The organism is Pseudomonas sp. MF08817, assembly GCF_059862705.1.
In genome coordinates, this window is record NZ_JCBCUY010000009.1 from 43,576 (window position 1) to 65,204 (window position 21,629).

The following is a 21,629-nucleotide window of genomic DNA, read 5'->3' on the forward strand; positions in this document are numbered from 1 at the left end:
GGTCAGGCTCCCGTGGCCGGTGCGGGTAGGCTCAGGCCGGTTTGCACGGCGGGGCGGGCGGCCACACGCTGGTGCCACGCGCTGAGGTGGGCGAAGGCGCTGAAGTCAAAACCGACCAATTGGGCGATGTGGCTCCAGCCGAAGTGGGCGATGTCGGCGATGGAGTACTCGGTGCCGGCCAGGTACGGCTGTTGGGCCAGGCGCGTGTCGAGGGTGGCGAAGGCTTCTTCGCTCAAACGGGTAAAACGCTGGACCTGAACCGGGTCTGGCGGGTTGGCAAACACTTGGGCATGCACCCGTTGCCCCAGCAGCGGCCCCACGCTGGCCGCGTGGAACACCAGCCACTGGATCGCCTGCCAGCGCGCCGTGGGCTCGTTGGGTAGCAGGCGCCCGGTTTGGTCGGCGAGGTAAAGAAGGATGGCGGCGGACTCGAACAGCGTGATGCCGGTGCTGTCGTCCACCAGCACCGGGATGCGGCCGTGGGGGTTGAGGCGCAAGAAATCGGGGGGGCGGTGTTCGCCGCGGTCGATCTGCACGTGGTGCAAGCGGTAGTCCAGGCCCAGTTCCGCCAGGGCGATGGTGGTTTTGAAGCCGTTGGGTGAACTGTCGGTGTAGAGGTGGAGCATGGGGCGTCATCCTGTCAGTGCTTGGCTGGTGTAGTTTTTCTAAAGCGGCTAAGGTGGGCCGCTTCTCGATAGTGGCCATCTGCACCGCCTAACGGAAACGATGATTTTTCACCCCTGAGTTAAGGAAAACTAAAGCCTATGAGCCGTCCCTTGCCGCTACAGGCCTTACGCGCCTTCGTCGAAGTGGGCCAGCACGGCAGCATCAAGGCCGCGGCGGCGGTGCTCAATGTCACCTCTGGGGCGGTGAGCCAGCAGATCCGCCTGCTTGAAGAGCGGGTCGGCCTGGCGCTGTTCACCCGTGAGCGCCAGGGCCTGCGCCTGACGCAAACGGGGGCGGCGGTGTACCCGGCGTTGCACGAGGCCTTCGCGCAGATCGCCCGGGCCAGCGAGGCCCTGGAGCAGATCCAGGCACGCCAGACGTTGACGGTGAGCACCGTGGCCACCTTCGCTGCGTCCTGGCTGGTGCCGCGCCTAGGGCGCTTCAACCAGCGCCACCCGCAAATCGAAGTGCGGGTGGAGGCCACGTCGGCCCTGGTGGATTTTCGCCGCGACCGGGTGGACGTGGCCCTGCGCCACGGCTTGGGGCAGTACCCGGGGTTGTACGTTGCGCGGTTGATGGCGCCGGTACTGGTGCCGGTGGCGCGCCCGGGCCTGCTGGCGGGGGACCGGCTCGGCGCGCCCGCCGACTGCCTCGACCACCCGCTGCTGCACGATGCCGACCGCGCCGACTGGCCGCTGTGGCTAACCGCCCATGGCGTGGCGGCGGACCCACGGGCCGCGCGCGGTTCGGCTCTGGAGGATGATTTTTTGCTGATCCGCGCCGCCGAGGCCGGCCAGGGCCTGGCCCTGGTACCCCAGCAATACGCCGAGCAGGAGATCGCCGCCGGGCGCCTGGTGCAAGTGCTGGACAAACCCTGGCCGGCGCGTTTCGCCTACTACGCGGTGGCTCGCCCGGAGGCCATCGAGCGCCCGGCGGTCAAGGCGTTTCTGGCCTGGATCATGGAAGAAGCCGCCGCCCTGGGTTAAGGTGGCGCGCTTCGCTCCCGCCCTGGAACCCGTTCGCCGATGCCCCTGATCCGTCATTTCCAAAGCCCGCCGCCCGAGGCGATCGAGAGCCAGATCCTGCAACTGGTGGTGGACAACCTCACCGGCATCAGCGCTATCGGCATCGGGCCAAGCAACCTGCTCTACAACGTCTACCAATACGCCGTCGGCTACGAGGTGCACCTGTACCTGCAAGCCCTGGGCGGTGGCCAAGGCGTGGCCGCGGAGTTGCTGGTGGCCATGGACGAAGACGACCCGGAGGCGCTGCTGGGTTTTGTCCTGTACCTGCCGGTGCAGGACGACCCCCTGGCCTGCGGCGTGGCCTTCATGGCGGTACGCGCCAGCCATCGGCGCCAGGGGGTGGCGCGCTCGCTGCTGGGGCAGATGCTCGCCCGCTATCCCCACGGCGAATTGACCTGCGCGGTGGATAAGGTGGCGTACTTCGAGGCCCTGGGCTTCACCGTGCTGGGCACCCGTGGCCCGCACGTGCTGATGAGTACCCGCCAACGGCCCACCGATGGGCTGATGGCGGTGCTGGACGTGGCGCCGGTGTACCGCTCCCTGGAAGTGCGGCAGATCCACACCTACCTGCTGCAAAAGCACGGCAAGCGGGCAATGCTCGACGCCGAAAAACAACGCGACCGCCACCTCGACCAAATGACCCGCAAGGCCCAGGCGTTCGTCCGCCAACGCCTGGGCTGAGCCTCTATGGCGTGCCGTTGCGCCCGTGCAGCAAGTAGCCGGGGCGCTGGCTCAGGCGCTCGTAGTAGGCGCTGACCGCCGGCAGGTGCGGGTGCTGCAACGGGGTCTGGAACCAACGGTTGACCGACAGCCCGATGGCGATATCCGCCAACGAGAACGCCTCGCCGCTGACATGCCCGCCGCTGGCCTGGAGCTGGCCTTCGAGAATCGCCATGTTCGCGGCCCATTGCCCGCAGGCTTCGGTCAGGGCCTGCGGGTCCTGGTGCGCCGACGAGTGGCGAACCAGGGACAGGAAAGGGTAAGTCCAGGATTTGTTCAGGTCGGTGGCCTGCCAGTCCAGCCACTGGTCCACCCGGGCCCGGGCGCGGGGCTCGGTGGGGTAGAGCGCGGTGTTGCCTTCACGGCCCGCCAGGTAGCGGATGATCGAGTTGGACTCCCATAGCACGAAATCCTCGTCCTTTATCACCGGCACCATGGCGTTGGGGTTGAGCGCCAGGAACGCCGGGTCGTGGGTGGACTGAAAGCCCGAGCCCCAGTTTTCGCGGGCGAAGGGCAGGCCCAGTTCGGCGCAGGTCCACATCACTTTGCGCACGTTGATCGACGAAGCTTTACCCAGAACTTGCAGCATGGCGTGTCCTTGTCAGTGGCGATGCACGACTATCGCTGATCGCCTGCCCTCGGGAAAGTGGCAAATCGCTAGTGCCTGCTTGACTCCACGTATCTGCCGGCGCTGGTGCTCAATCGCCGCGCATGCCTGGGCCAGGGGAAAGGCTCGGTAGCGCCCCTGGCGCGCAGGTTCGGGAATCAGCCCGCGGGCTTCGTACAGGCAAATGGCCGGTGAGGCTGGCGAGCTGGCCTGCGAACATAGGGCGCCCTGACAGGTGGGCTGGGGGTCATGGTTTGCCGAACAGCGCGGTCCAGTAGATCCCGGCATCGCTTTTCGGGTCTGCGGCGTAGGCCGCGCCCAGTTCCTGGAACGCTGGGTTCATCAGGTTGGCGCAATGCCCGGGGCTGGCCAGCCAGCCGTCGATCACGGCGCGCACGCTGTCGTGGCCGGCGGCGATGTTTTCGCCGATCTGCTGGCCCTGGTAGCCGGCCAGTTCGGCACGATCGCCCGGGGTGCGACCGTCGCGGTCGCGGTGCTCGAAGAAATTCTGGTTGGCCATGGCACGGCTATGGCCTTCGGCGGCGCTTGCCAGGGCTGCATTCCAGGCCAACGGCGCACTGGCCTCCAAGCGTTGGGCGCCGCACTGGCGGGCCTGGGCGCGGGCGCCGTTGAGCAGCTCCAGGAGTTTTTGCCCTTCGGCCTGCCAATCCCCCAGGCGTGCGCTGAGCAACGGGCGCGCCAGGACGATGCGCCATTCCCGGCCCTCGCGGCTGATGCCGACATCGACAAATTGCGGGTCCAGCACCACTTGGCAGAAGCTCTCGCGCACGGCCTGCATGGCGGCGGCCCCATCCCGCGGGCCGGACAGGCGAATGGCCTGCACATTGACCATCGGGTAACTGGCCTTGACCAGGGCCTGTTGCAGGTCGCCCATGCCGGTGGCGGGCAGGATCAGGCGCGGGTCGCTGGCCAGGGGTGGCAACTCCCCCAGGGCCTGGCCGGCGCAGCGTTGGATCTGGCTGCGGTAGCTGTTGAGCGAGTCGACCAATTGCGACTCTTCGCTGGCCATGGCGTGGGTGGTGCTGGCCAGGGCAAGCGTGAGCGCGCCAAGGCGCAGGACAGTGGTAAAGCCCATGGAGATCTCCTGGTGACGGACCGCGCCATGATGCGCGATAACACCGCGCCGAGTACAACCGCTTTTCATCCCGCGCAGGGGTTTGCCCCCATCTTTGCGGGGCTTTGGCCGACTACACTGAGCAAGTCGAACCGACCCTGCCGCACAAGGACTGCCCCCATGGGAACCCTACTGAACATCCTCTGCCTGGCGCTGTGGCTGGGCGCCGGGCAAGCGCTGGCCGGCGCCCAACAGGCCGAAGACAAGGCCCAGGCGCTGGAGCACAGTGCCGCGCAGCAGGACCTCGCCACCCCTGCGCCCAAGGGCCAGGCCATTACCCCTACCGAAGTGCAAGCCGTAGACCCGGCCGGCGCCGCGCCTCTGGACGACGCCATCACCTGCCTGGCCCGCAGCATCTATTGGGAAGCCAAGGGCCGCGCCAGCGCCGAGATGGAAGCGGTGGCCAGCGTGGTGATGAACCGCCTCGGCCATGAAGGCTTCCCCGACACCGTTTGCGCGGTGGTCAAGCAGGGCTCGGAAAGCGGCGCTTGCCAGTTTTCCTGGTGGTGTGACGGCCGCGACGACGCCGTGCAGGAAGAGGCCCAATACAGCCTCGCCAAGGAAATCGCCCGCAAGGCCCTCAACCGCCAACTCCAGGACCGCACCCTTGGCGCCCTGTACTTTCACGACCGCAGCGTAAGGCCCGACTGGGCTGGGGTTTACGTCAGGACGAACGCCACGGGGCGGTTCGTGTTCTACAAGCCTAAGGGGGGGGAGGCGAAGTAGCGCCATCGTTGGGCGCGAGCCTGCTCGCGACGAGGCGGGCAGAGCGCCGGCACTTGTCTCTTCAGCAGTAGCGCTGTCGCGAGCAGGCTCGCTCCCACAGGGGGCGGGTTTGGCCCCAAGGTCAGGCCGTTTGCCTGCGCATCGCCAGCAGGGCGGTGCCGAAGCCGATGAAGGTGGTGCCGACCACGCGGTTGACCCAGCGGGAGAACTGCGGGCGGCTGAGCAGGCCGCGGGCCTGGGAGGCGAGCAGGGCGTAGACGCTCAGGGAGCTGAGGGACAGCGCCATGAAGATCAGGGTCAGGATCAAAAATTGCGGCACCAGCCGCGCTTGCTGGTTGATGAATTGGGGAAACAGCGCAGTAAAGAACATCGCCGCCTTGGGGTTGGTGGCGGCGGTGAGGAAAGCGGACTTGAACAGTTTCAGCCGCGACGGCATCGCACCGCGTTGCTGTGGGTCGCTGTCGCCGCCGAGCACGGCTTTCTTCGTGAGCAGGGCTTTGGCGCCGAGGTAGAACAGGTAGGCCGCACCGAGGACTTTCAAGGCGTTGAACACCCATTCGGAACTGGCGATCAACGCCCCCAAGCCCAGCATGGCGGCGGCGGACATGCAGAACAGCCCGCTGGCGTTGCCCAGGGACGACCACAGGGTGGATTTGGCGCCGTAGGTCAGGCTGTTTTGCAGGGCCATCACGGTGGCGGGGTCGGGGCTGGCGATGGCGATGCCGGCGACCGGGGTGTAGGTGAGTATCGAATGGGCATCCATGTTCGCATCTCGAGGTGGGGTCACGGCGGCCATTGGGGCCGCCGTGCGGGGGTCAGTTGGAGTGGGCGAGCTCTTCGGTGGCGCTGGTGTCTGGCGTTGGGTCTGGGGCTTGGGTGACGACGGTGAAATCGCTGACTTCGACGGTGCCGACACCGTAGCCTACCAAGTGGAAGGAAAAGGCCTTGCGCGCCTGCGGGTTATTGAACCGAAAGTCCATTTCCAGAGGCTGCCCGGCGGTGAGCACCATGGCCTCGGGCAGGCCGATCTGTACGTCTTTTTCAAACTCCTTGGCCTTGAGCTGGATCGAGGCGTTGTCTTGCAAGTCCACCGAACGGATGGTCAGGCGCACGTGGGTTTGGGAGCCCTTGGGCATTTCCAGGTACTGGGCGCCGATCAGGTTGTCGGTCCAGTCGTTGTTGGGTTGGGCATGCAAGGGCAGCACTTCGGGGCCGCCGAACTGGTAGCGCTGGTTCAGCGGCGAGCCCAGCAGCGTGCGGTCCAGGCCTTCGGCGCGGGCGGCGACTTCGCGGGCGCGTTTGCCGCCGTACTGGCCAAGGTAGCTCACCCGTTCGGCGATGAACCCTGCGCTGCTGTAGTCGCGGCAGCGTTGCTGGAAATCGCATTCGGTGAAGGTGCCCAGGCCATTGTGGTAGCGCAGCTTGCCGTTGGTGAACGACATGATTTCGCGGCCGCTGTCGTAGTCGCGAAACAGCGAGCGCCCGCTGAGGGCGGCGGGCACCGGCAGGGCGAAGTAGTCCAGCACCGAGGTCGTCAGGTCGACATGGCCGTACACCCCGGGCTTGACCCGTGGCAGTTGCGCCTGCTCGGGCGCCAGGGTCAGGTTGAAGCCCCAGGATGAGGCCAGGCGCACGCCGTCGATGCCGTGGGATTCGTCGGAGGTAATCATCACCAGGGTGTCTTTCAACACGCCCTGGCGTTCCAGGCCCGCGAGGAACTGGCCGAGGGCGTCATCCAGGTAGGCCACGGCGGCCTGCTTGGGGGTGTCGTAGCGTTGCAGGTATTCCTCGGGCGCCGAGTAAGGTTGGTGGGTGCCGACGGTGAGGAGGGTGAGCATCCAGGGTTTTTTCTGTTTTTTCAGTTGGCCGACGTAATCCAGCGCGCCCTCGAAAAACGCCTTGTCGTCCTTGCCCCAGGGGAAGTCCAGGTACGAAGCGTTGGTGAACCATTCCAGGCCCAGGGTGGCGTCGAAGCCGATGTGGGGCATGATTTTGTCTTTGGCCATGAAGCGCAGGCCCGCGCCTTGCAGAAAGTGCGTGGAGAACCCGTTCTGGCGCAGTTGGGCCGGCAGGCAGGCTTGGTTGCGCTCGTTCAGGTTGAGCATTTCCACGCCTTTGGGGGTGCCGTTGTCGAGCTTGTCGTAGTCGCCGCAGAGCATGGCGTACAGGCCACGGATGGTTTGGTGGCTGTGCAGCACATAGTCGGGGGTGTTCATGCCGCGCTCGGCCCAGCGGCTGAGGTTGGGCATGAGGTTTTCCTGGTAGCTGCTGTTGAGCGCCTGGCGATTGACCCCGACATACGCCCCGGGAATGCCTTCCAAGGTGATGATGAGCACGTTGCGCGCCTGCCCGGGGTCACTGAGCAGGTGATGGCCATTGAGGTCCAGTTGGGTCAGGCCGGCCATGTCGGGGGCGATATCGACGCCATCGTCCAGCAGCCAGTCTTCGGCGCGCATCTGCACGTCGCCGACGCCCGCGGCGAGCAACTGGTGCGGCAGGTTGAATTGTTCCCACTGGTCGGCGTCCGAGGGCGCCAGGTGCTGGCTTCCCCAATGGCCGATCAGCAGCAGCGCCGGGGCGGCCCAGGCCTTGCGCGGCAGGGCGGGCGCGGGGCGATGGCGCCCGGCCCACTGGGTGGCCAGCCACAGGCCCAGGCCCAGCGCCAGGGAAACCGCCAGCCAGGGCTGGGCGAAGCCGCCGCCGGTGGAGTTTTCGACGAACTGCGGGTCGAACAGGTAATGCAGGTCCGTGACATCCGGCATGCGCCCCACGGCGCTGACCAACTCGGCCGTCGCCACGTTGAGCAGGCCCCAGAACAACAGCACCGGCAGCGCCAGCCACCAGGGCCTGCGGTGCAGCACCAGCACCAGCAGGCTGCCGATGCCCAGGTCCGACAAGTAACCCAGCGGGTTGGACCATCCCAGTGCGGCGCGTAGGCCCACCGGCAGAAGCAGAACGAGGATGACCAGGGCGATCAGGCGTGCGCGTGGTTGTTGCAACCCGTGACGGATGATGTTCACAAAAAAACCTTCCAGACATGAAAACGACACAAAAGTGTGCTGGATGGTACCAAGGCACGGACGCGAGGGCCCGATTAATCCGTCTACACGCTGGCCAAGCGCACTGGCGCGGACCTAGTGCGAAAACTTTTTCGCCCCCGCCACACAACCAATCACCGCCACGGTGACCCCCACCATGCCCAGGCTGACGGGCTCGTGCAGCAAGCTCGCCGCCAGGGCCAGGCCGAAGAAGGGTTGCAGCAACTGCAACTGGCCGATCGCCGCGATACCACCCTGGGCCAGGCCGCGATACCAGAACACGAAACCGATCAGCATGCTGAACAGCGACACATAGCCCAGGCACGCCCACGCCGCCGGGCTGATACCGGCGAATGTCGGCGGCGCCAGCCACAGGGTCAACGGCGCCATGGCCGGCAGCGCTAACAGCAGCGCCCAGCAAATCACCTGCCAGCCGCCGAGGCTGCGCGACAGCTTGGCTCCTTCGGCGTAACCCAGGCCGCACAGCAGCACGGCCAGCAGCATCAGCAAGTCGCCGGCGGGCGAGGCACTCAAGCCCTGGGCCACGGCATAGCCGACCACCAACAGGCTGCCCAGCACGGAGAACAACCAGAACACCGGGCGCGGCCGCTCACCGCCGCGCAACACGCCGAACACCGCCGTCGCCAGGGGCAGCAGGCCGATGAACACAATGGAATGGGCCGAGGTTACGTATTGCAGGGCCAGGGCGGTCAGCAGCGGAAAGCCCAGCACCACGCCCAGGGCGACGATCAGCAGGGGCAGCACCTGGGTGCGGGAGGGGCGTTTTTCCCGCAACAGCAACAACAGGCACAGGGCCACAAGGCCGGCGAGGGTGGCCCGGGCGACCGTGAGGAACACCGGGTCGAATTCCAGTACGGCCACCCGGGTGGCCGGCAGCGAGGCGCTGAAAATCACCACGCCGATAAAGCCGTTGAGCCAGCCACTGGCGCTTTTTTGTGCGGGGTTCAGGAGTGTGGTGTGTGCCATGGGGGCTTACCTTGGGGAGTGATCGTGGCATGCTAGGGCGGCCCCTCAATACAATCAAAAAATTGTCATGGATACATCTACCTATGTCTCGCTCCCGCTATAAAGCCCTGGTGGATGCCCTGGCCGGCGACATCCGCAGCGGTCGCCTGCTCCCCGGCACGCGCCTGCCCACCCACCGCCAACTGGCCAGCCGCGAGGGCTTGGCACTGGTCACCGCCTCGCGGGTATATGCCGAGTTGCAAGCCATGGGCTTGGTGAGCGGCGAGACCGGGCGCGGTACCTTCGTGCGCGAAACCTCGCTGCCGCCGGGCCTGGGCATCGACCAGAAAACGGTAACCCCAGGGGTGGTGGACCTGAACTTCAACTACCCCGCGCTGCCGGGCCAGGCTGAGTTGCTGCGCAACGGCTTGCGGCAGTTGGCGGCCAGCGGTGACCTCGAAGCCCTGTTGCGCTACCAACCCCACGCGGGCCGCCCCCACGAACGGGCGTCGGTGGCGCGCCACCTGCAAGCGCGCGGGCTGACGGTGGCGCTGATGGCGCTGCTCAAACCGGGGGACGTGATCGTCGCCGATGCCTTGACCTACTCGGGGTTCAAGGTGCTGGCCGAAGCGCTGCACCTGGAGGTGCTGGCGATCCCGGTGCTGGAACATGGCCCCGACCTGGCCGCCCTCGACCACCTGTGCCGCAACCGCCGGGTGCGCGCGCTGTACAGCATGCCGACCCTGCACAACCCATTGGGTTGGGTGATGAGCCGCGAGGCGCGGGATGGGTTGGTCGACATCGCCCGCCGTCACGACCTGCTGATCCTTGAAGATGCCGCCTACGCCTTCCTCGTCGACAATCCGCCGCCGCCCCTGGCCCACCTGGCGCCCGAACGCACGGTGTATGTGTCCGGCCTGTCGAAAAGTGTGGCCACGGGCCTGCGGGTGGGGTTCGTCGCTGCGCCGCTGCACCAGGTGCCCGCCCTGGAACGGGCAGTGCGCGCCACCACCTGGAACACCCCCGGGGTGCTCACCGCCCTGGCCTGCGCCTGGATCGACGACGGCACCGTGCTGCACCTGGAAGCGCAAAAACGCGACGACGCCCAGGCCCGCCAGCACGTCGCGGCCAAAGCCCTGGCCGGGTTGCCCTGGGTGGGCCACCCGGCGTCGTACTTCCTCTGGCTACCCCTGGGCGAAGACGCCCGCGCCGACCGGATCGCCAAGGACCTGTTGGCGCGGCAGATCGCCGTCTCCACCGCCGAGCCCTTCGCCACCTCGGCCCACGTGCCCCATGCCTTGCGCCTGGCCTTGGGCTCGGCCCCCTTGGAAACCCTTGGCCCGGCCCTGGAAACGGTGAAGTGGGTGGTGCAGGCGCACACTTAGGCCTGCGCACCCTGATTGGCCGATGGCGGCAGGTTGGTGTGGGCGCGGGCTCTGCTCCTCTTCTATGGGAGCAACTGTGTTACCCCTGCCATTTGTCACCGCCACTGCGTGCCGCCCTCGCGAGCAGGCTCGCTCCCACAGAGGAAAAACAAATCCCACCCACACTGTGGGAGCGGGCCCTGCCCGCGATGAAGCCGGGGCAGGCGATGCACTTCTGGCGGCTGGAATGCCGCCCTCGCGGGCGAGCGGCGCCGCCCGGCCTGCTGGCCAAGCCCTTACTGAGCGCCCGCCACAAACACCAGCGCCTTCAAGCCGCTTTGCGGGTCGATGTCGGGGAATTCCGGGGGGTTGTCCAGGCGTTGCACAAAGCGCAGGCCCGGGGCGCCTTGGGTGACGCCGTCGATGATGAAGTCGGCGCCCAGGGACGGGTCGTTCATGCACGCCAGGACCGTGCCGCCCTCGGCCAGCAGTTCCGGCAGGCGGCGGATGACGCGGGCGTAGTCCTTGGTCAGCAGGAAGCTGCCTTTCTGGAAGGACGGCGGGTCGATGATTATCAGGTTGTAAGGCCCGGTGTGCTTGACCTTGCCCCAGGACTTGAACAAGTCATGGCCCAAAAAGCTCACGCGGGCCAGGTCATGGCCGTTGAGGCGGTGGTTGTCGCGGCCTCGGCTCAGGGCCGCGCGGGACATGTCCAGGTTGACCACATGGCGCGCGCCGCCTTCGATGGCCGCCACCGAGAAGCCGCAGGTGTAGGCGAACAGGTTCAGCACCCGCCGGTCACGAGCGTTGGCCTTGACCCAGTCGCGGCCGTAGCGCATGTCGAGAAACAGCCCGCTGTTCTGCTTTACGCCCAAGTCCAGCAGGTAGCGCAGGCCGCCCTCGGTGAGGGTCCATTGCTCCAGCGGCTCGCCCAATAGCCACTCGGTGGTGCTTTGCGGCAGGTAGCGGTGCTGCAGCGCCAGGTGATGGGCGCCGCTGGCTTGCCAGGGCGCTTGTTGGGTGAGGGTGTGCAGGCTGGCGACGAGGGCCTGCAACTGTTCCTGGCTCGGTTCCTTGAACAACGACACCAGCACCACCCCTTGCAGCCAGTCTACGGTCAGTTGTTCCAGCCCCGGCCAGCAGCGCCCACGGCCATGGAACAGGCGCCGGGTTTCGGCCGGCGGGGCTTGCAGGGCGGTGGACAGGTGAGCGTGCAGGGTGGACAGGGCGTCGGCATTCATCGGGCAGGTTCGGCAGGGGGAAAGGCCGGCATTCTAAACACAAAGCCACGGCGCTGCTGGATTCGCCCTGGCGCCATCGCTTCTTGGCAATGCCTCTGGCTCAGAAGCCGCCGCCGAGGGGGTATTCCACCGCGAGGCGGATCTGGTCGCTGTCCAGTTCGGCCTGGGCACGGTTGCCGCGATGCACATTGTGCCGCACGGAAAACGCCGCGCCCTTGGCCTTGCCGCTTTGCACCACATAGCGGGCTTCGAAGTCGCGCTCCCAGTGTTTGCCACCCTGGCCGTAGCCCAGGTAGGCGTAGCCGCCCGCAGGGTCGAGGTGGCTGGCGTCGATCTGGCTGCCACGAAGGTAGGCCGCGCTCAGGCTCAGCCCCGGCAAGCCGAAGGTTTGCAGGCCCAGGTCGTAGCGCGCCTGCCAGGATTGCTCGTTCGGCGCGTTGAAGTCCGAGAGCTGCACGGCGTTGCTGATGAAAATCGCCCCACGGGTGACGTAGTCGAATGGCGTGTCGCCGCGCACCTTCTGGTAGCCCAGGCTGAAGGTCTGCGGGCCGCTGGTGTAGCCGGACATCAGGCTCCACGTGGTGTTGTCGATGCGCCCCGACAGCGCCTGGCCCTCGTCGGTGGTGCGGTACAGGTTGAGGTTCAGCGACAGTGAGCGGGTGGGGCTCAAGGCGTGGCTGAACGTGGCGCCCAGGTAATGCTGGTTCCAGGTATCGGCATAACGTGAGGTGTAGAGGCTGGCGCTCAGGCCCGGGGTGGCGCTGTAGACCACGCCCGCAAGGTCGAAGGCGTTGCCCTGGCGGCCATTGGAGTAATTGACCACAAAGCCGCGGTCGTGGCTTGAGGCATTGCGGTCGGTGCTTTCGGTGAAGTGCCCACCGAGCAGTTTCACCCCGGCCCATTCCTGGCTGGTGAGGAACAGCCCGGTGGCGGTTTCCGGCAGGAGGCGGCTGTCGGAGGAACTGAATACGGGGGTTTTCACCCGTTGTTCGCCCCAGGCCAGGGTGGTGGACGACACCCGCAATTTCAGCGCTGCGCCGCCACGGCTGAAGCTGTTTTTGGGGTGGCCGTCGTGGTCCAGCCCCAGCAGCCGCGCCTTGCCCGCGCGGCCGCCACCGCTGTCCAGTTGCAAGCCTTGGTAAGCGTGGGCATCGACGCCCACACCCACCGTGCCCTGGGTAAAGCCCGACTGCACACTGCCCATCAGCCCGTAGGCCCATTCTTCGGCGTAGCCATTGCGCTCGCTGCGGGGTTTGTAGGCGTTGCGCGCGCCGTTGCTGCGGGCGCCGTGACGGTACTCGCGTTGGTCGTACACGCTGCGGTTGAGCAGGGTCCAGGTGCTGTCTTCGACAAAACCCTTGGCCTGTTCCTGGGCGGACCCGGCGTTGGCCAGGGTGCTGTGGCCGAGCAAGGCGACGGGCAGTGCCAGCGCAGTGATGTAACGCATCGGGGTGGTCTCCAGGAAGGGTTCAAGAGGCGTGGAAGCGCAGGATCTGCGCGCCATCGCTGGGGTCGGTCAACCAGCCCGCGCCCCGAAGCTTATTGGCCAGGGTTTGCAAGACCATGGGCAGGCTGATGGCGGTTTCGCCCAGGGCCGCGCCGGCGATCACCGCCAGCACCAGCAGGCCATGGCCGAGTAACCGGGCGTGTCTCATTTAGGCAACTTGAAGTGCTCAACCGCGCTAGCCAGCTCCTCAATGGCGCCGAACATCCGCGTGCTGGCGTTCATGCCGTGGGCGTCGATGATGACGATGCGGTCGTGCTTGACTGCGTCCATGTGGCGGGTCACTGGGTTGCTCTTGAGGAATTCCAGTTTTTTGCGGTAGTCGTCGGCGGGGTAGCGGCGCCGGTCCATGCGCGCAATCACCAGGATATTGGGGTTGGCCTTGGCGATGGTTTCCCAGCCCACGGTGGGCCATTCCTCGTCGGATTCGATCACGTTGCGCATCCCCAGGGCGCTGAGCATGAAATCGGGAATGCCCTTGCGGCCCGCCACATAGGGGTCGAAGCCAAGGTCGGCGCTGGAAAACCACACCACTGCGGAGACGTCCCGGGGGTGCTGCTGGCGCGCCTGGGCCACGGCGTTGGCCAGGCGATTCTTCAGGTCGCTGACCAGGCGCTGGCCGCGGTCCTCCACATCGAAGATCTGTGCAAGCTCGGTGATGCTCTTGTACAGGCTGTCCACGCTGAAGGCCTTGAGGCGCGTGCCATCGGCGCCCACCAAGTTGTCCTTGCCTTCGCAGTCGGAGGGCAGCAGGTAGGTAGAGATCTTCAGTTCATGGAACTGCTCGCGGGTGCCGACCGCGCCTTGGGGCCCAACCATCCACTCCAGGTCCACGGCCACCAGGGCGGGGCGCTTGCCGATCACCGCTTCAAAACTGGGTTCGTTGTCGGCCAGGCGTTCGACCTTGGCATCCTGGGCCTTGAACTGCGGCAGCACTTCGTTGAACCACAGCGAGGTGCCTACCAGTGTGTCGCCCAGGCCCAGGGCGTAGAGCATCTCGGTGCCGGATTGGCCGATGGTCACGGCCTTGGCCGGCGCCTCGCTGAACGTCAGGGGCACGCCGCAGTTGTTCAGGTGCAACGGGTATTCGGTGGCACTGGCGCACAGGCTCAGCGAGGTCAGGCCGAGGCCGGCGAACAGGGCGTTGAGGTGGGGCAGTGACATGAAATGCGATCTCCATTGGAACCGGTGCACGGGCAGGGCACGGCCTTGGAAAACACATCCCTCAAACGCTGCCGCCAGGGCAGGGTAAAGCTGAAAACGCATCGAAAACCGCGTGCGGATGTCCTTTCCGGACACCCCGCCGGTTAGTGTTTGCTACGGGCCGGCAGGTGTTCTGATTGGCGCTTCGCGGTCCGCCAGCGGCCTTCCCGGGAGGTTTTCCGGTGGCGTGCGTGGAGGCAGGGGGCTCGGCGCCTACAGTTGCGGGGGCAGTTCCGTTTCAGCGTGGCTTACGGCGCGCTGGGGGATTCCCTGTCAGTTCCTTGCGCCAACCGGCGGGCGGCATGTTAGTTCATCGATACGCATTCAACCAGCGGCGGGGCAAGTGTATGGCCGTGATTGCGCGGTGCATTGCGCTAGCTTGTCATGTTATAAGGTAACGGTTCAAGCTTTTCATCGACCGCTCTGGCGAGCGGGTTTCCTATCATCCCGTTGCGAATACTCCATGACCCATACCCCTTCACCCGCTGTTAGCCCCCCGATTTCACGTCTGCTGTCCATCGATGCCCTGCGTGGGCTGGTGATCCTGTTCATGCTGCTCGATCACGTGCGCGAAACCTTCCTGCTGCACCGCCAGGTCGGCGACCCGATGGACATCGCCAGCACCGAACCGAGTCTGTTTATCAGCCGTACCCTGGCCCATTTGTGCGCCCCGGTGTTTGTGCTGCTCACCGGGTTGTCGGCGTGGTTGTACGGCGAAAAATATGCCGGCAAGGCTGATGTCGCGGCGTTCCTGTTCAAGCGTGGGTTGTTCCTGGTCCTGCTGGAGCTGACCTTGGTGAATTTCGCCTGGACCTTCCAGTTCCCGCCCAGCGTGATCTACCTGCAAGTGATCTGGGCCATCGGCCTGAGCATGCTCGCGCTGTCGCTGCTGGTGTGGCTGCCACGGCCGGTGTTGGCATTGCTGGCGGTGGCGATCATCGCCGGGCATAACCTGCTGGACGGCGTGCATTTCCCCGTGGAGTCGGCCTTGCACGTGCCGTGGGCGATCCTCCACGACCGTGGCTGGCTGGCGTTTTCTGCGGAGTTGCGCCTGCGTACCTCTTACCCGGTATTGCCGTGGATCGGCGTGATCGCCCTGGGCTACGTGCTGGGGCCGTGGTTCAGCCGCAGCACGCCGGTGGCGGGGCGCCAGCGGCGCTTGCTGGGCTGGGGTGTGGCGGCGTTGCTGGGGTTTGTGCTGGTGCGCCTGGCCAACGGTTATGGCGAAAAACCCTGGGCCGTGGGCGACACCGCGCTGCACACCCTGATGGGCTTTTTCAACATCACCAAGTACCCGCCGTCGCTGCTGTTCCTGACCTTGACCCTCGGGCTTGGGCTGCTGCTGTTGCTGGCCTTCGAGCGGGCCGGCCAGCGGCGGTGGCTGCTGCCGTTGGCGGTATTGGGCTCGGCGCCGATGTTCTTCTACCTGCTGCACCTGTATGTGCTCAAAGCCTTGTATCTATTGGCGGTGGCGGCGTTCGGGCTGAACCAGGGCAGCTACTTTGGCTTCGACTCCATTGGCGCGGTGTGGCTGATGGCGATGGCCCTGGCGCTGGCGGTGTACCCGCCAGTGCGCTGGTTCTCTGCGCTTAAGGCCCGGCGCCGCGACCTCGCCTGGCTCAAATACCTGTAGCCCCTACGGCACGGCTCAGGCGTCGCGCAGCAGGTCGTTGGCGTTGAGCAGGCTGTAGGCGATCTGCGGGTTTTTTTCCAGGGCGCGGCGGATAGCGGCAGGGATGGTCTGGCGGGTTTTGCGGCACAGGCCTGGGGTGTCGTCGATCTGGATCTGGATGCCGCGCATGCTGCGCACTTCATTGAAACCGGGGGCGACCTGCACGCGGATGCCGAGCAACTGGAGCATTTTGCGCTGCATGTGTTCCAGGTCGTCCAGGCTGTGCAGGTTTTCCAGGCGTTCGAGCAGGCGTTTTTCTTCGGCCCGGGTCAGGCTCAGGATCGGCAATTGCAGCAGTTCCTGCTCCGGCAAGCGGTCGCGCCCGCAGGTGCAGGCGCCGGGAGGGCAGGGTTGGCGCAGGTGGGCAGGCGTGGTCATGGGCAGCAGCATAGCGACTGGCGCGCGGCTTTGCCTATCACGGCGCCAGCGCACCGGGTGGCGCGCGTGCAACGCAGAGGCTGGCTGTGCCGGCCTCATCGTCAGGCGGGCGCCCAGGGCCTTACTTCTCCCACTCCGCCTTGGGGATCAGCAGGCCATGGTTGCCGTTGTAGGCGGCGCGTTGCGGCGGTTGCCAGCCGTCGAGCAGGCTGTCGTCGAGGCGGTAGATTTCCACGCCCAGGGGCCGGCAGACCTTGAGCGGGTCTTCGGCGTCCGGGCCCCACATCGGCAGCGAGAGGTCGCCGCCCGGGCAGGTGGAGAGGGCGCACAGCAGGTCGATTTCGGCGAAGAACTCCAGGTAGTCACCTTTCTGCGCCGGGCAGGCTTTCATGAAGTACATGTCGTCGTGGTTAAGGCCCGTGCACTGGAAGATGTTCAGCACGTCATGCACGTCGAACTCGGTCAGGCCGTGGGGCAGCACAGCGCGGGTCAGGTTGGAGTGGCAGTGGTGGTGGAAGTCTTCGCCGGTGAGCATTTTGTTCACGTAGGGGTCGCAGCGGGTGCCGAGCAGGTCGTGCAGGCGCCCGCCGTGCTCGTCGATGCCGTAGGCGGCCAGGCTGTCGTCGGTGATAGTGACCATCGGGCGCAGAAACGGCAGGTTCGACCACAAGCGGTCATAGGTGGTCACGTGGGCGCCCTGCAACTGGCGGGTGCGCGCGGCCCACATGCGTTCGCGTGGGTCGTTGGCGTTCCACACGTTGAAATCGCCCACCTGCGGGCCGACCGGGGTGGTCACGCGGAATACATGGCCGGCCGGCACTTTCCAGGCGCGGCCGGTGCGGATCGGCACTTCGAACTGCTCGATCAGGGTGCGAGCGCTTGGGGTCTGGCGCACGCGGTCGTAGAACGCGGTATCGACTTGCAGGGCGGCGCCTTTGCTGACCTGGTAGGCCGCGGGGTAGTCCTTGTACATGGTGGGTCCTCTTTTTTCAGTGTTTGGGGATGCTGGCGAGAATGTCCAGCAACACCCGTTCGGAGTCGTTGAGGTAGCTGCTCATGGCTTCTTCGGCTTCTTTCTTGCGCCCCTCGCCCAGCAGGTCGTGGATGTGCCGGTCGCGCTCCAGCCAGGGTTTCTGGAAGGTTTCTTCGCTGGGGGCGTTGGAGAACACCAAACGCATCTGGGCGGCGACATGGGTGAAGAATTCGTCGAACAGGGGGCTGCGCAGCAGGCCGACGATGTGTTGGTGAAAACGCAGGCTGTGGGTGCCGAAGGCCTGCCAGTTTTCGCGGTCCTGGGCCAGTTGTGCGGCTTCGATGGCTTGCAGCATCAGGTCGGACTGGTACTCGCGCAGCGGTTTGCTGGCGGCGATGGCCTGCAATTCCAGGGTGCGCCGTACTTTGAAAATGTCGCGTACTTCGTCGATACCCAGGCGCCGCACCATCACGCCCTTGTTGCGCACGTAGCTGGCCAGGCCTTCGCGCCCGAGCTGGTGCAGGGCCTCGCGCACAGTGTTGCGCGAGGCGTTGTAGTGGTTGACCAGTTCGCTTTCCACCAGCGGCATGCCCGGCAACAGGCGCCCGCCAATGATGTCTTCGCGCAGTTCAATGGCCACTTGGTCGGCCAGTGACAGGCTCGGTTCCTTGGTTTGGCTCACGGTGTGGCTCCCTTGGCTCAGGCCAGTTGCACGTCTTTGAGGAACTTGGTCATGCGTTCGCTGCGTTGCTCCAGCATCTGCCGGGGCGCGGCGTCCTGGATGATCTCGCCGCCTTCCATGAACACCACGCGGTCGGAGAGCTTGAAGGCGAAGTTCATTTCGTGGGTGACGATGACCATGGTCATGCCTTCGCGGGCCAGTTCTTCGATCACCGCCAGCACATCGCCCACCAGTTCCGGGTCCAGGGCCGAGGTGGGTTCGTCGAACAGCATCACCGAGGGCCGCATGGCCAGGGCGCGGGCGATCGCCACGCGCTGCTGCTGCCCGCCGGAGAGCTGGTGCGGGTACTTGCCGGCGTGGTCGAGCATGCCCACTTTGCGCAGCAGGGCCAGGCTCAGCAGGCGTAGGTCCTCGTTGCCGCCGTGGGCGTGGTAGAGCGGCGCCATCATGACGTTTTCCAGGGTGGTTTTATGGGGGAACAGGTTGAAGCCCTGGAACACCATGCCGACGTGGACGATACCGTTCATGTGCACCTTGTGCCCCAACGGGCCTTGGGCCTCTTTGGTGCCGCGCAGGAACGGCTGGCCTTGTAGGGTGATGTCCCCGTGGTCGAGGGTTTCCAGGCCATTCATGGTACGGATCAGGGTGGTCTTGCCCGAGCCGGACGGGCCGATGATCGACACCACCTCGCCCCAGCGCACGTTCAATTGCACGCCCTTGAGCACTTGCAGCTCACCGTAGGCTTTGCGCACGCCACGGGCCTGCAAGGCGAATTCGCCCGGTTCGGCCTGGCCGGCGGCACGGGCGGTGGCGACCTGGCTGAGGTCCACAGCGGCGATGTGCTTGGGTTTGCGTCGGGTTACATCGAGGTGGTTTTCCAGCACCCGCAGCAAACGGCTGAACACGGTGACGATGAACACGTAATAGAAGGCCACGGCGAGCATGGTTTCCATCACCAGAAAGTTCTGGGTGTAGAGCTGCTGGCCCACCAGGAGGATTTCCGAGAGGGAAATCACCGACACCAACGAGGTCAGCTTGACGATGGTGATGTATTCGTTGGCCAGGGTCGGCAGCGCCACGCGCAGGGCCTGGGGCACCACAATCAGGCGCTGGATGCCGCGATAACCGACGCCCAGGGCCTTGCCCGCTTCCAGTTGGCCCTTGGCCACGGCCATCAGGCCGCCACGGTGGATTTCGGCAATGTACGCCGCTTCGCTGAGCACCAGGGCGATCAGGCCGGCGGAGTAGGGGTTGGACAGCACCAGGCTGGTGGACGGGAACACCTGGGGCAGGTTGTAGACGAAGATCAGCAGCACCAACAGGGGTAGGCTGCGGAAGAACCAGATGTAGACCCCGGCCGTGTCGCGCAGCCAGCGCCGTTGCGACTGGCGCGCCAACGCCAGGAGAAAGCCCAGGACAATGCCCAGCAGCCAGGTTTCCAGGCTCAGTTCGACCACGGTGGCCACGGCGCGCCAGAAGTCAGCGTTCCACAACAGGCCCAGGGTGTAGTGCCAATCGAATTGCATGTACGTGCTCCGCAGGGCGGGCCGCGCGCGGCCCGGTTCGGTGAAGGGGCGGGCGGGCTTAGTTGCCCAGGGCCGCGCGGATGTCCTCGGCGCTTGGCTCAGCCAGGTTGTAGCGCTCGAGCAGGGCGCCATAGCTGCCGTCTTCGCGCAGCTTGCCCAGGGCACCGCTCAGCTCATCGAGCAGCGGTTGGTTGCCCTTGCGCACGGCCAGGCCGATTACCACCGGGTAAATCAGTTCGGTGGAGCTGATGAGCGTCTTGCCCTGGAGTTTTTGCGCGGTGATCTTCGCCACCGCGGCGTCTTCCATCTGCACGTCCACGGCCTGGGCCAACAGGGCCTGCGCCGCTTCCGGCGAGGTAGGGAACTCGCGGGATTGGATCGCCGGTTTGCCCGCCGCCAGGCAATGCTCGGCCGAGACTTTGTTCAGCTTGGGTACCCAGGACGCGCCCTTGATCGAGCCCACGCGCTTGCCACACAGGTCCTCAGGTGTGCGCGGCTGGAAATCGCCATTGCTGCGCACCATCAGCGACGAGCCGGTTTTCAGGTAGCTGAGGAAATCCACCTGGCGAGCGCGCTCGGGGGTGACGTACAGCGCCGAGGCCACCACGTCGAACCGCTGGGCGTTCACGCCCAACACCAGGTTGGCGAAACGGGTGTCGAGAAAGCGCGGCGCCACCCCCAGTTGCTTGCCCATGAGCTGCATGAACTCGGGGTCGAAACCGGCGGCTTGCTTGTTGTCCAGGTAGGTGTAGGGCGGGTAGGTGAGGTCCGAACCAATGGACAGTTCACCGGCCTTGAGTGCGCCCTTGACCTCGGCGCCGGCCACCAGCGGCGTCACGCAGGCCAGGGCGATGGCCAATGCCAGATTGCGCGTGGAGTTCTTGCCCGTCAGACCTTTTTGCATGTTCGTATCCTCGGTTGCTGGAAGCTGATGCGTCGGTGATTGTTCAACAATCTGTTATTTGCTGGTAAGCGGATATCGTGCCAACTATGGTTTTATCGTTGGGATTGGACGTTTTTTTGTCCAGATCTAATGATCTTTTTTGCCAGATATCCCCAGTTCGGTGCGCGGGGTTACCGAACGCCACGAAGTGGGGCGTTGTTGCAGGTGATGTTGGAGAGGGTGTTACCGAGGGCGGGGTGATAAACACATATGTTCTATGGTTATAAAAAACTGTTCTTTTATCTTTATTTGCGTTGTTGAGTAAGCTCCATGGCAGATGGCCTGCATCGTTGTTGCTGTTGTCGGCAGCAAGCGTTAACTGCGTCAGGCCCTGACCCTCGCCCTTTTCTTGAGAGACCTGCCATGAAGATTCGCCTGCTTACCGCGGCCGTAGCGGCTGCCCTTTCCCTCGCCAGCGTCGGTGCATTGGCTGACATCGCCGCCATCAAGCAAAAGGGCGAGATTGTCATCGGCACCCTGGGCACCGACGAACCCAACAGCTTTATCGACGCCAAGACCCGCCAGCTCATCGGCTATGAAATCGACCTGGGCACCGCCGTGGCCAAGGATTTGGGGGTCAAACCGGTGTTCAAGCAGATCTCGGTGGCGGCGCGCATTCCCGAGTTGCAACAGGGCCGTGTCGACCTGCTGGCCGCCTCCCTGACCCACAACAAGGAGCGTGAGGCGCTGGTGGACTTCTCCTACTCGATCCTGATTACCGGGCAGAAGGCCCTGGTGAAGAAAACCACCGGCATCACCGCCCTGGAGCAACTGGCCGGCAAGAAGGTGTTGACGGTCAAGGGCGGCACCCAGGAGCCGAACATCCGCAAGGCCATTCCCACTGCGCAAGTGGTCACCTTCGAGACTTCGCAACAGGCGTTGCTGGCGCTGCAACAAGGCAAGGGCCAGGCCTTTGTCGATGACGAATCGGCGCTGACCAACGACTTCGCCAAAATCGGCGCCGCCTCGGCGGGCTACGCCATCCTGCCGCAAAACCTCAGCACCGAAGCCTTGGCCCTGGCCTTGCCCAAGGACAGCGCCGAGCTGAAAGCGGCCGTGGACAAAACCCTGGCACGCCTGGAAAACAGCGGTGAAGCCGAGCAGCTGTACCTCAAGTGGTATGGCCCGGGCACCAAGTCCAACCAACCGGCGCGGCATTTCAAGATCGACTCCGATCAGGTCCAGTAACACGGTGGGCGGGCCCTGACATCGACGCTTCGCAAGAAGAACGCCGATAGGCGCCCGCCGGCCTTCAAAGGC

The 21,629-nt window shown here is 65.5% G+C and carries 21 protein-coding genes and 1 riboswitch; of the genes, 6 read left to right on the top strand and 15 right to left on the bottom strand.

Annotated features, from left to right (window positions below):
• Positions 1–2: 2 nt before the first annotated feature.
• Positions 3–626 carry a glutathione S-transferase family protein gene (locus AC19YR_RS07565; protein WP_500597808.1) on the bottom strand — a complete coding sequence of 208 codons (624 nt, stop codon included), beginning with the start codon at positions 624–626 and terminating at the stop codon, positions 3–5.
• A gap of 138 nt (positions 627–764) precedes the next feature.
• On the opposite strand from AC19YR_RS07565, the gene gcvA reads away from it, so the two are divergent.
• The gene (gene gcvA / locus AC19YR_RS07570; protein WP_500597809.1) at positions 765–1,652 is read left to right on the top strand and encodes a transcriptional regulator GcvA; all 888 of its coding nucleotides are present in this window, start codon (positions 765–767) and stop codon (positions 1,650–1,652) included.
• Positions 1,653–1,691: 39 nt separating this feature from the next.
• Positions 1,692–2,372, top strand: coding sequence for a GNAT family N-acetyltransferase (locus AC19YR_RS07575; RefSeq protein WP_500597810.1), 681 nt, complete (start codon positions 1,692–1,694; stop codon positions 2,370–2,372).
• A gap of 4 nt (positions 2,373–2,376) precedes the next feature.
• Here AC19YR_RS07575 and AC19YR_RS07580 read toward each other — a convergent pair whose 3' ends face one another.
• Together AC19YR_RS07580 and AC19YR_RS07585 are read right to left on the bottom strand one after the other, a co-directional pair.
• Positions 2,377–3,000, bottom strand: a complete 624-nt coding sequence (locus AC19YR_RS07580) for a glutathione S-transferase family protein (RefSeq protein WP_500597812.1) — start codon at positions 2,998–3,000, stop codon at positions 2,377–2,379.
• 265 nt (positions 3,001–3,265) lie between these two features.
• Positions 3,266–4,114 carry a CAP domain-containing protein gene (locus AC19YR_RS07585; protein ID WP_095108239.1) on the bottom strand — a complete coding sequence of 283 codons (849 nt, stop codon included), beginning with the start codon at positions 4,112–4,114 and terminating at the stop codon, positions 3,266–3,268.
• 159 nt (positions 4,115–4,273) lie between these two features.
• Between AC19YR_RS07585 and AC19YR_RS07590 the strand changes: the two genes are divergently transcribed.
• The gene (locus AC19YR_RS07590) at positions 4,274–4,879 is read left to right on the top strand and encodes a cell wall hydrolase (protein ID WP_500597813.1); all 606 of its coding nucleotides are present in this window, start codon (positions 4,274–4,276) and stop codon (positions 4,877–4,879) included.
• Positions 4,880–5,000: 121 nt separating this feature from the next.
• Here the strand turns inward: AC19YR_RS07590 and AC19YR_RS07595 are convergent, their stop codons facing one another.
• The 3 genes from AC19YR_RS07595 to AC19YR_RS07605 form a co-directional block, all read right to left on the bottom strand.
• Positions 5,001–5,642 (bottom strand): LysE family translocator, encoded by a 642-nt coding sequence (locus AC19YR_RS07595; protein ID WP_500597814.1) that lies wholly within the window; start codon positions 5,640–5,642, stop codon positions 5,001–5,003.
• A gap of 52 nt (positions 5,643–5,694) precedes the next feature.
• Entirely contained in the window at positions 5,695–7,899 is a 2,205-nt protein-coding gene (locus tag AC19YR_RS07600) for an LTA synthase family protein (protein ID WP_500597815.1), read from the bottom strand.
• A gap of 114 nt (positions 7,900–8,013) precedes the next feature.
• A complete protein-coding gene (locus AC19YR_RS07605) occupies positions 8,014–8,904 on the bottom strand; it encodes a DMT family transporter (RefSeq protein WP_500597817.1) in 891 nt (296 codons plus the stop codon).
• An 83-nt stretch (positions 8,905–8,987) separates the two neighbouring features.
• Here AC19YR_RS07605 and AC19YR_RS07610 point away from each other — a divergent pair, with 83 nt between their 5' ends.
• A complete protein-coding gene (locus AC19YR_RS07610) occupies positions 8,988–10,268 on the top strand; it encodes an aminotransferase-like domain-containing protein (protein ID WP_500597818.1) in 1,281 nt (426 codons plus the stop codon).
• A 275-nt stretch (positions 10,269–10,543) separates the two neighbouring features.
• Here AC19YR_RS07610 and AC19YR_RS07615 read toward each other — a convergent pair whose 3' ends face one another.
• The 4 genes from AC19YR_RS07615 to AC19YR_RS07630 all read right to left on the bottom strand — a co-directional run bounded on the left by AC19YR_RS07615 (position 10,544) and on the right by AC19YR_RS07630 (position 14,156).
• Positions 10,544–11,488 carry a class I SAM-dependent methyltransferase gene (locus AC19YR_RS07615; RefSeq protein WP_500597819.1) on the bottom strand — a complete coding sequence of 315 codons (945 nt, stop codon included), beginning with the start codon at positions 11,486–11,488 and terminating at the stop codon, positions 10,544–10,546.
• Between the two features lie 100 nt (positions 11,489–11,588).
• Complete coding sequence (locus AC19YR_RS07620) at positions 11,589–12,935, bottom strand: OprD family porin (protein WP_500597820.1); 1,347 nt, start codon at positions 12,933–12,935, stop codon at positions 11,589–11,591.
• Between the two features lie 22 nt (positions 12,936–12,957).
• Positions 12,958–13,143 (bottom strand): hypothetical protein, encoded by a 186-nt coding sequence (locus AC19YR_RS07625; protein ID WP_500597822.1) that lies wholly within the window; start codon positions 13,141–13,143, stop codon positions 12,958–12,960.
• Positions 13,140–14,156 carry an ABC transporter substrate-binding protein gene (locus AC19YR_RS07630; protein ID WP_500597824.1) on the bottom strand — a complete coding sequence of 339 codons (1,017 nt, stop codon included), beginning with the start codon at positions 14,154–14,156 and terminating at the stop codon, positions 13,140–13,142. The genes AC19YR_RS07625 and AC19YR_RS07630 overlap by 4 nt, the downstream gene beginning before the upstream one ends.
• 145 nt (positions 14,157–14,301) lie before the next feature.
• Positions 14,302–14,505: riboswitch (cobalamin riboswitch) on the bottom strand.
• Between the two features lie 153 nt (positions 14,506–14,658).
• Between AC19YR_RS07630 and AC19YR_RS07635 the strand changes: the two genes are divergently transcribed.
• On the top strand, positions 14,659–15,828 hold the full coding sequence (locus AC19YR_RS07635; protein WP_500597826.1) for an acetyltransferase domain-containing protein: 1,170 nt from the start codon (positions 14,659–14,661) through the stop codon (positions 15,826–15,828).
• Between the two features lie 15 nt (positions 15,829–15,843).
• Here the strand turns inward: AC19YR_RS07635 and AC19YR_RS07640 are convergent, their stop codons facing one another.
• The 5 genes from AC19YR_RS07640 to AC19YR_RS07660 form a co-directional block, all read right to left on the bottom strand.
• Positions 15,844–16,245 (bottom strand): hypothetical protein, encoded by a 402-nt coding sequence (locus tag AC19YR_RS07640; RefSeq protein ID WP_500597828.1) that lies wholly within the window; start codon positions 16,243–16,245, stop codon positions 15,844–15,846.
• A gap of 121 nt (positions 16,246–16,366) precedes the next feature.
• Entirely contained in the window at positions 16,367–17,218 is an 852-nt protein-coding gene (locus AC19YR_RS07645) for an urea carboxylase-associated family protein (RefSeq protein WP_500597829.1), read from the bottom strand.
• 16 nt (positions 17,219–17,234) lie between these two features.
• A complete protein-coding gene (locus tag AC19YR_RS07650) occupies positions 17,235–17,900 on the bottom strand; it encodes a GntR family transcriptional regulator (RefSeq protein WP_095108247.1) in 666 nt (221 codons plus the stop codon).
• Between the two features lie 17 nt (positions 17,901–17,917).
• A complete protein-coding gene (locus tag AC19YR_RS07655; RefSeq protein ID WP_500597831.1) occupies positions 17,918–19,426 on the bottom strand; it encodes an amino acid ABC transporter permease/ATP-binding protein in 1,509 nt (502 codons plus the stop codon).
• Between the two features lie 58 nt (positions 19,427–19,484).
• Positions 19,485–20,330 (bottom strand): ABC transporter substrate-binding protein, encoded by an 846-nt coding sequence (locus AC19YR_RS07660; RefSeq protein ID WP_500597833.1) that lies wholly within the window; start codon positions 20,328–20,330, stop codon positions 19,485–19,487.
• Between the two features lie 402 nt (positions 20,331–20,732).
• Between AC19YR_RS07660 and AC19YR_RS07665 the strand changes: the two genes are divergently transcribed.
• Positions 20,733–21,557 carry an ABC transporter substrate-binding protein gene (locus AC19YR_RS07665; RefSeq protein WP_095108250.1) on the top strand — a complete coding sequence of 275 codons (825 nt, stop codon included), beginning with the start codon at positions 20,733–20,735 and terminating at the stop codon, positions 21,555–21,557.
• Positions 21,558–21,629: the final 72 nt, after the last annotated feature.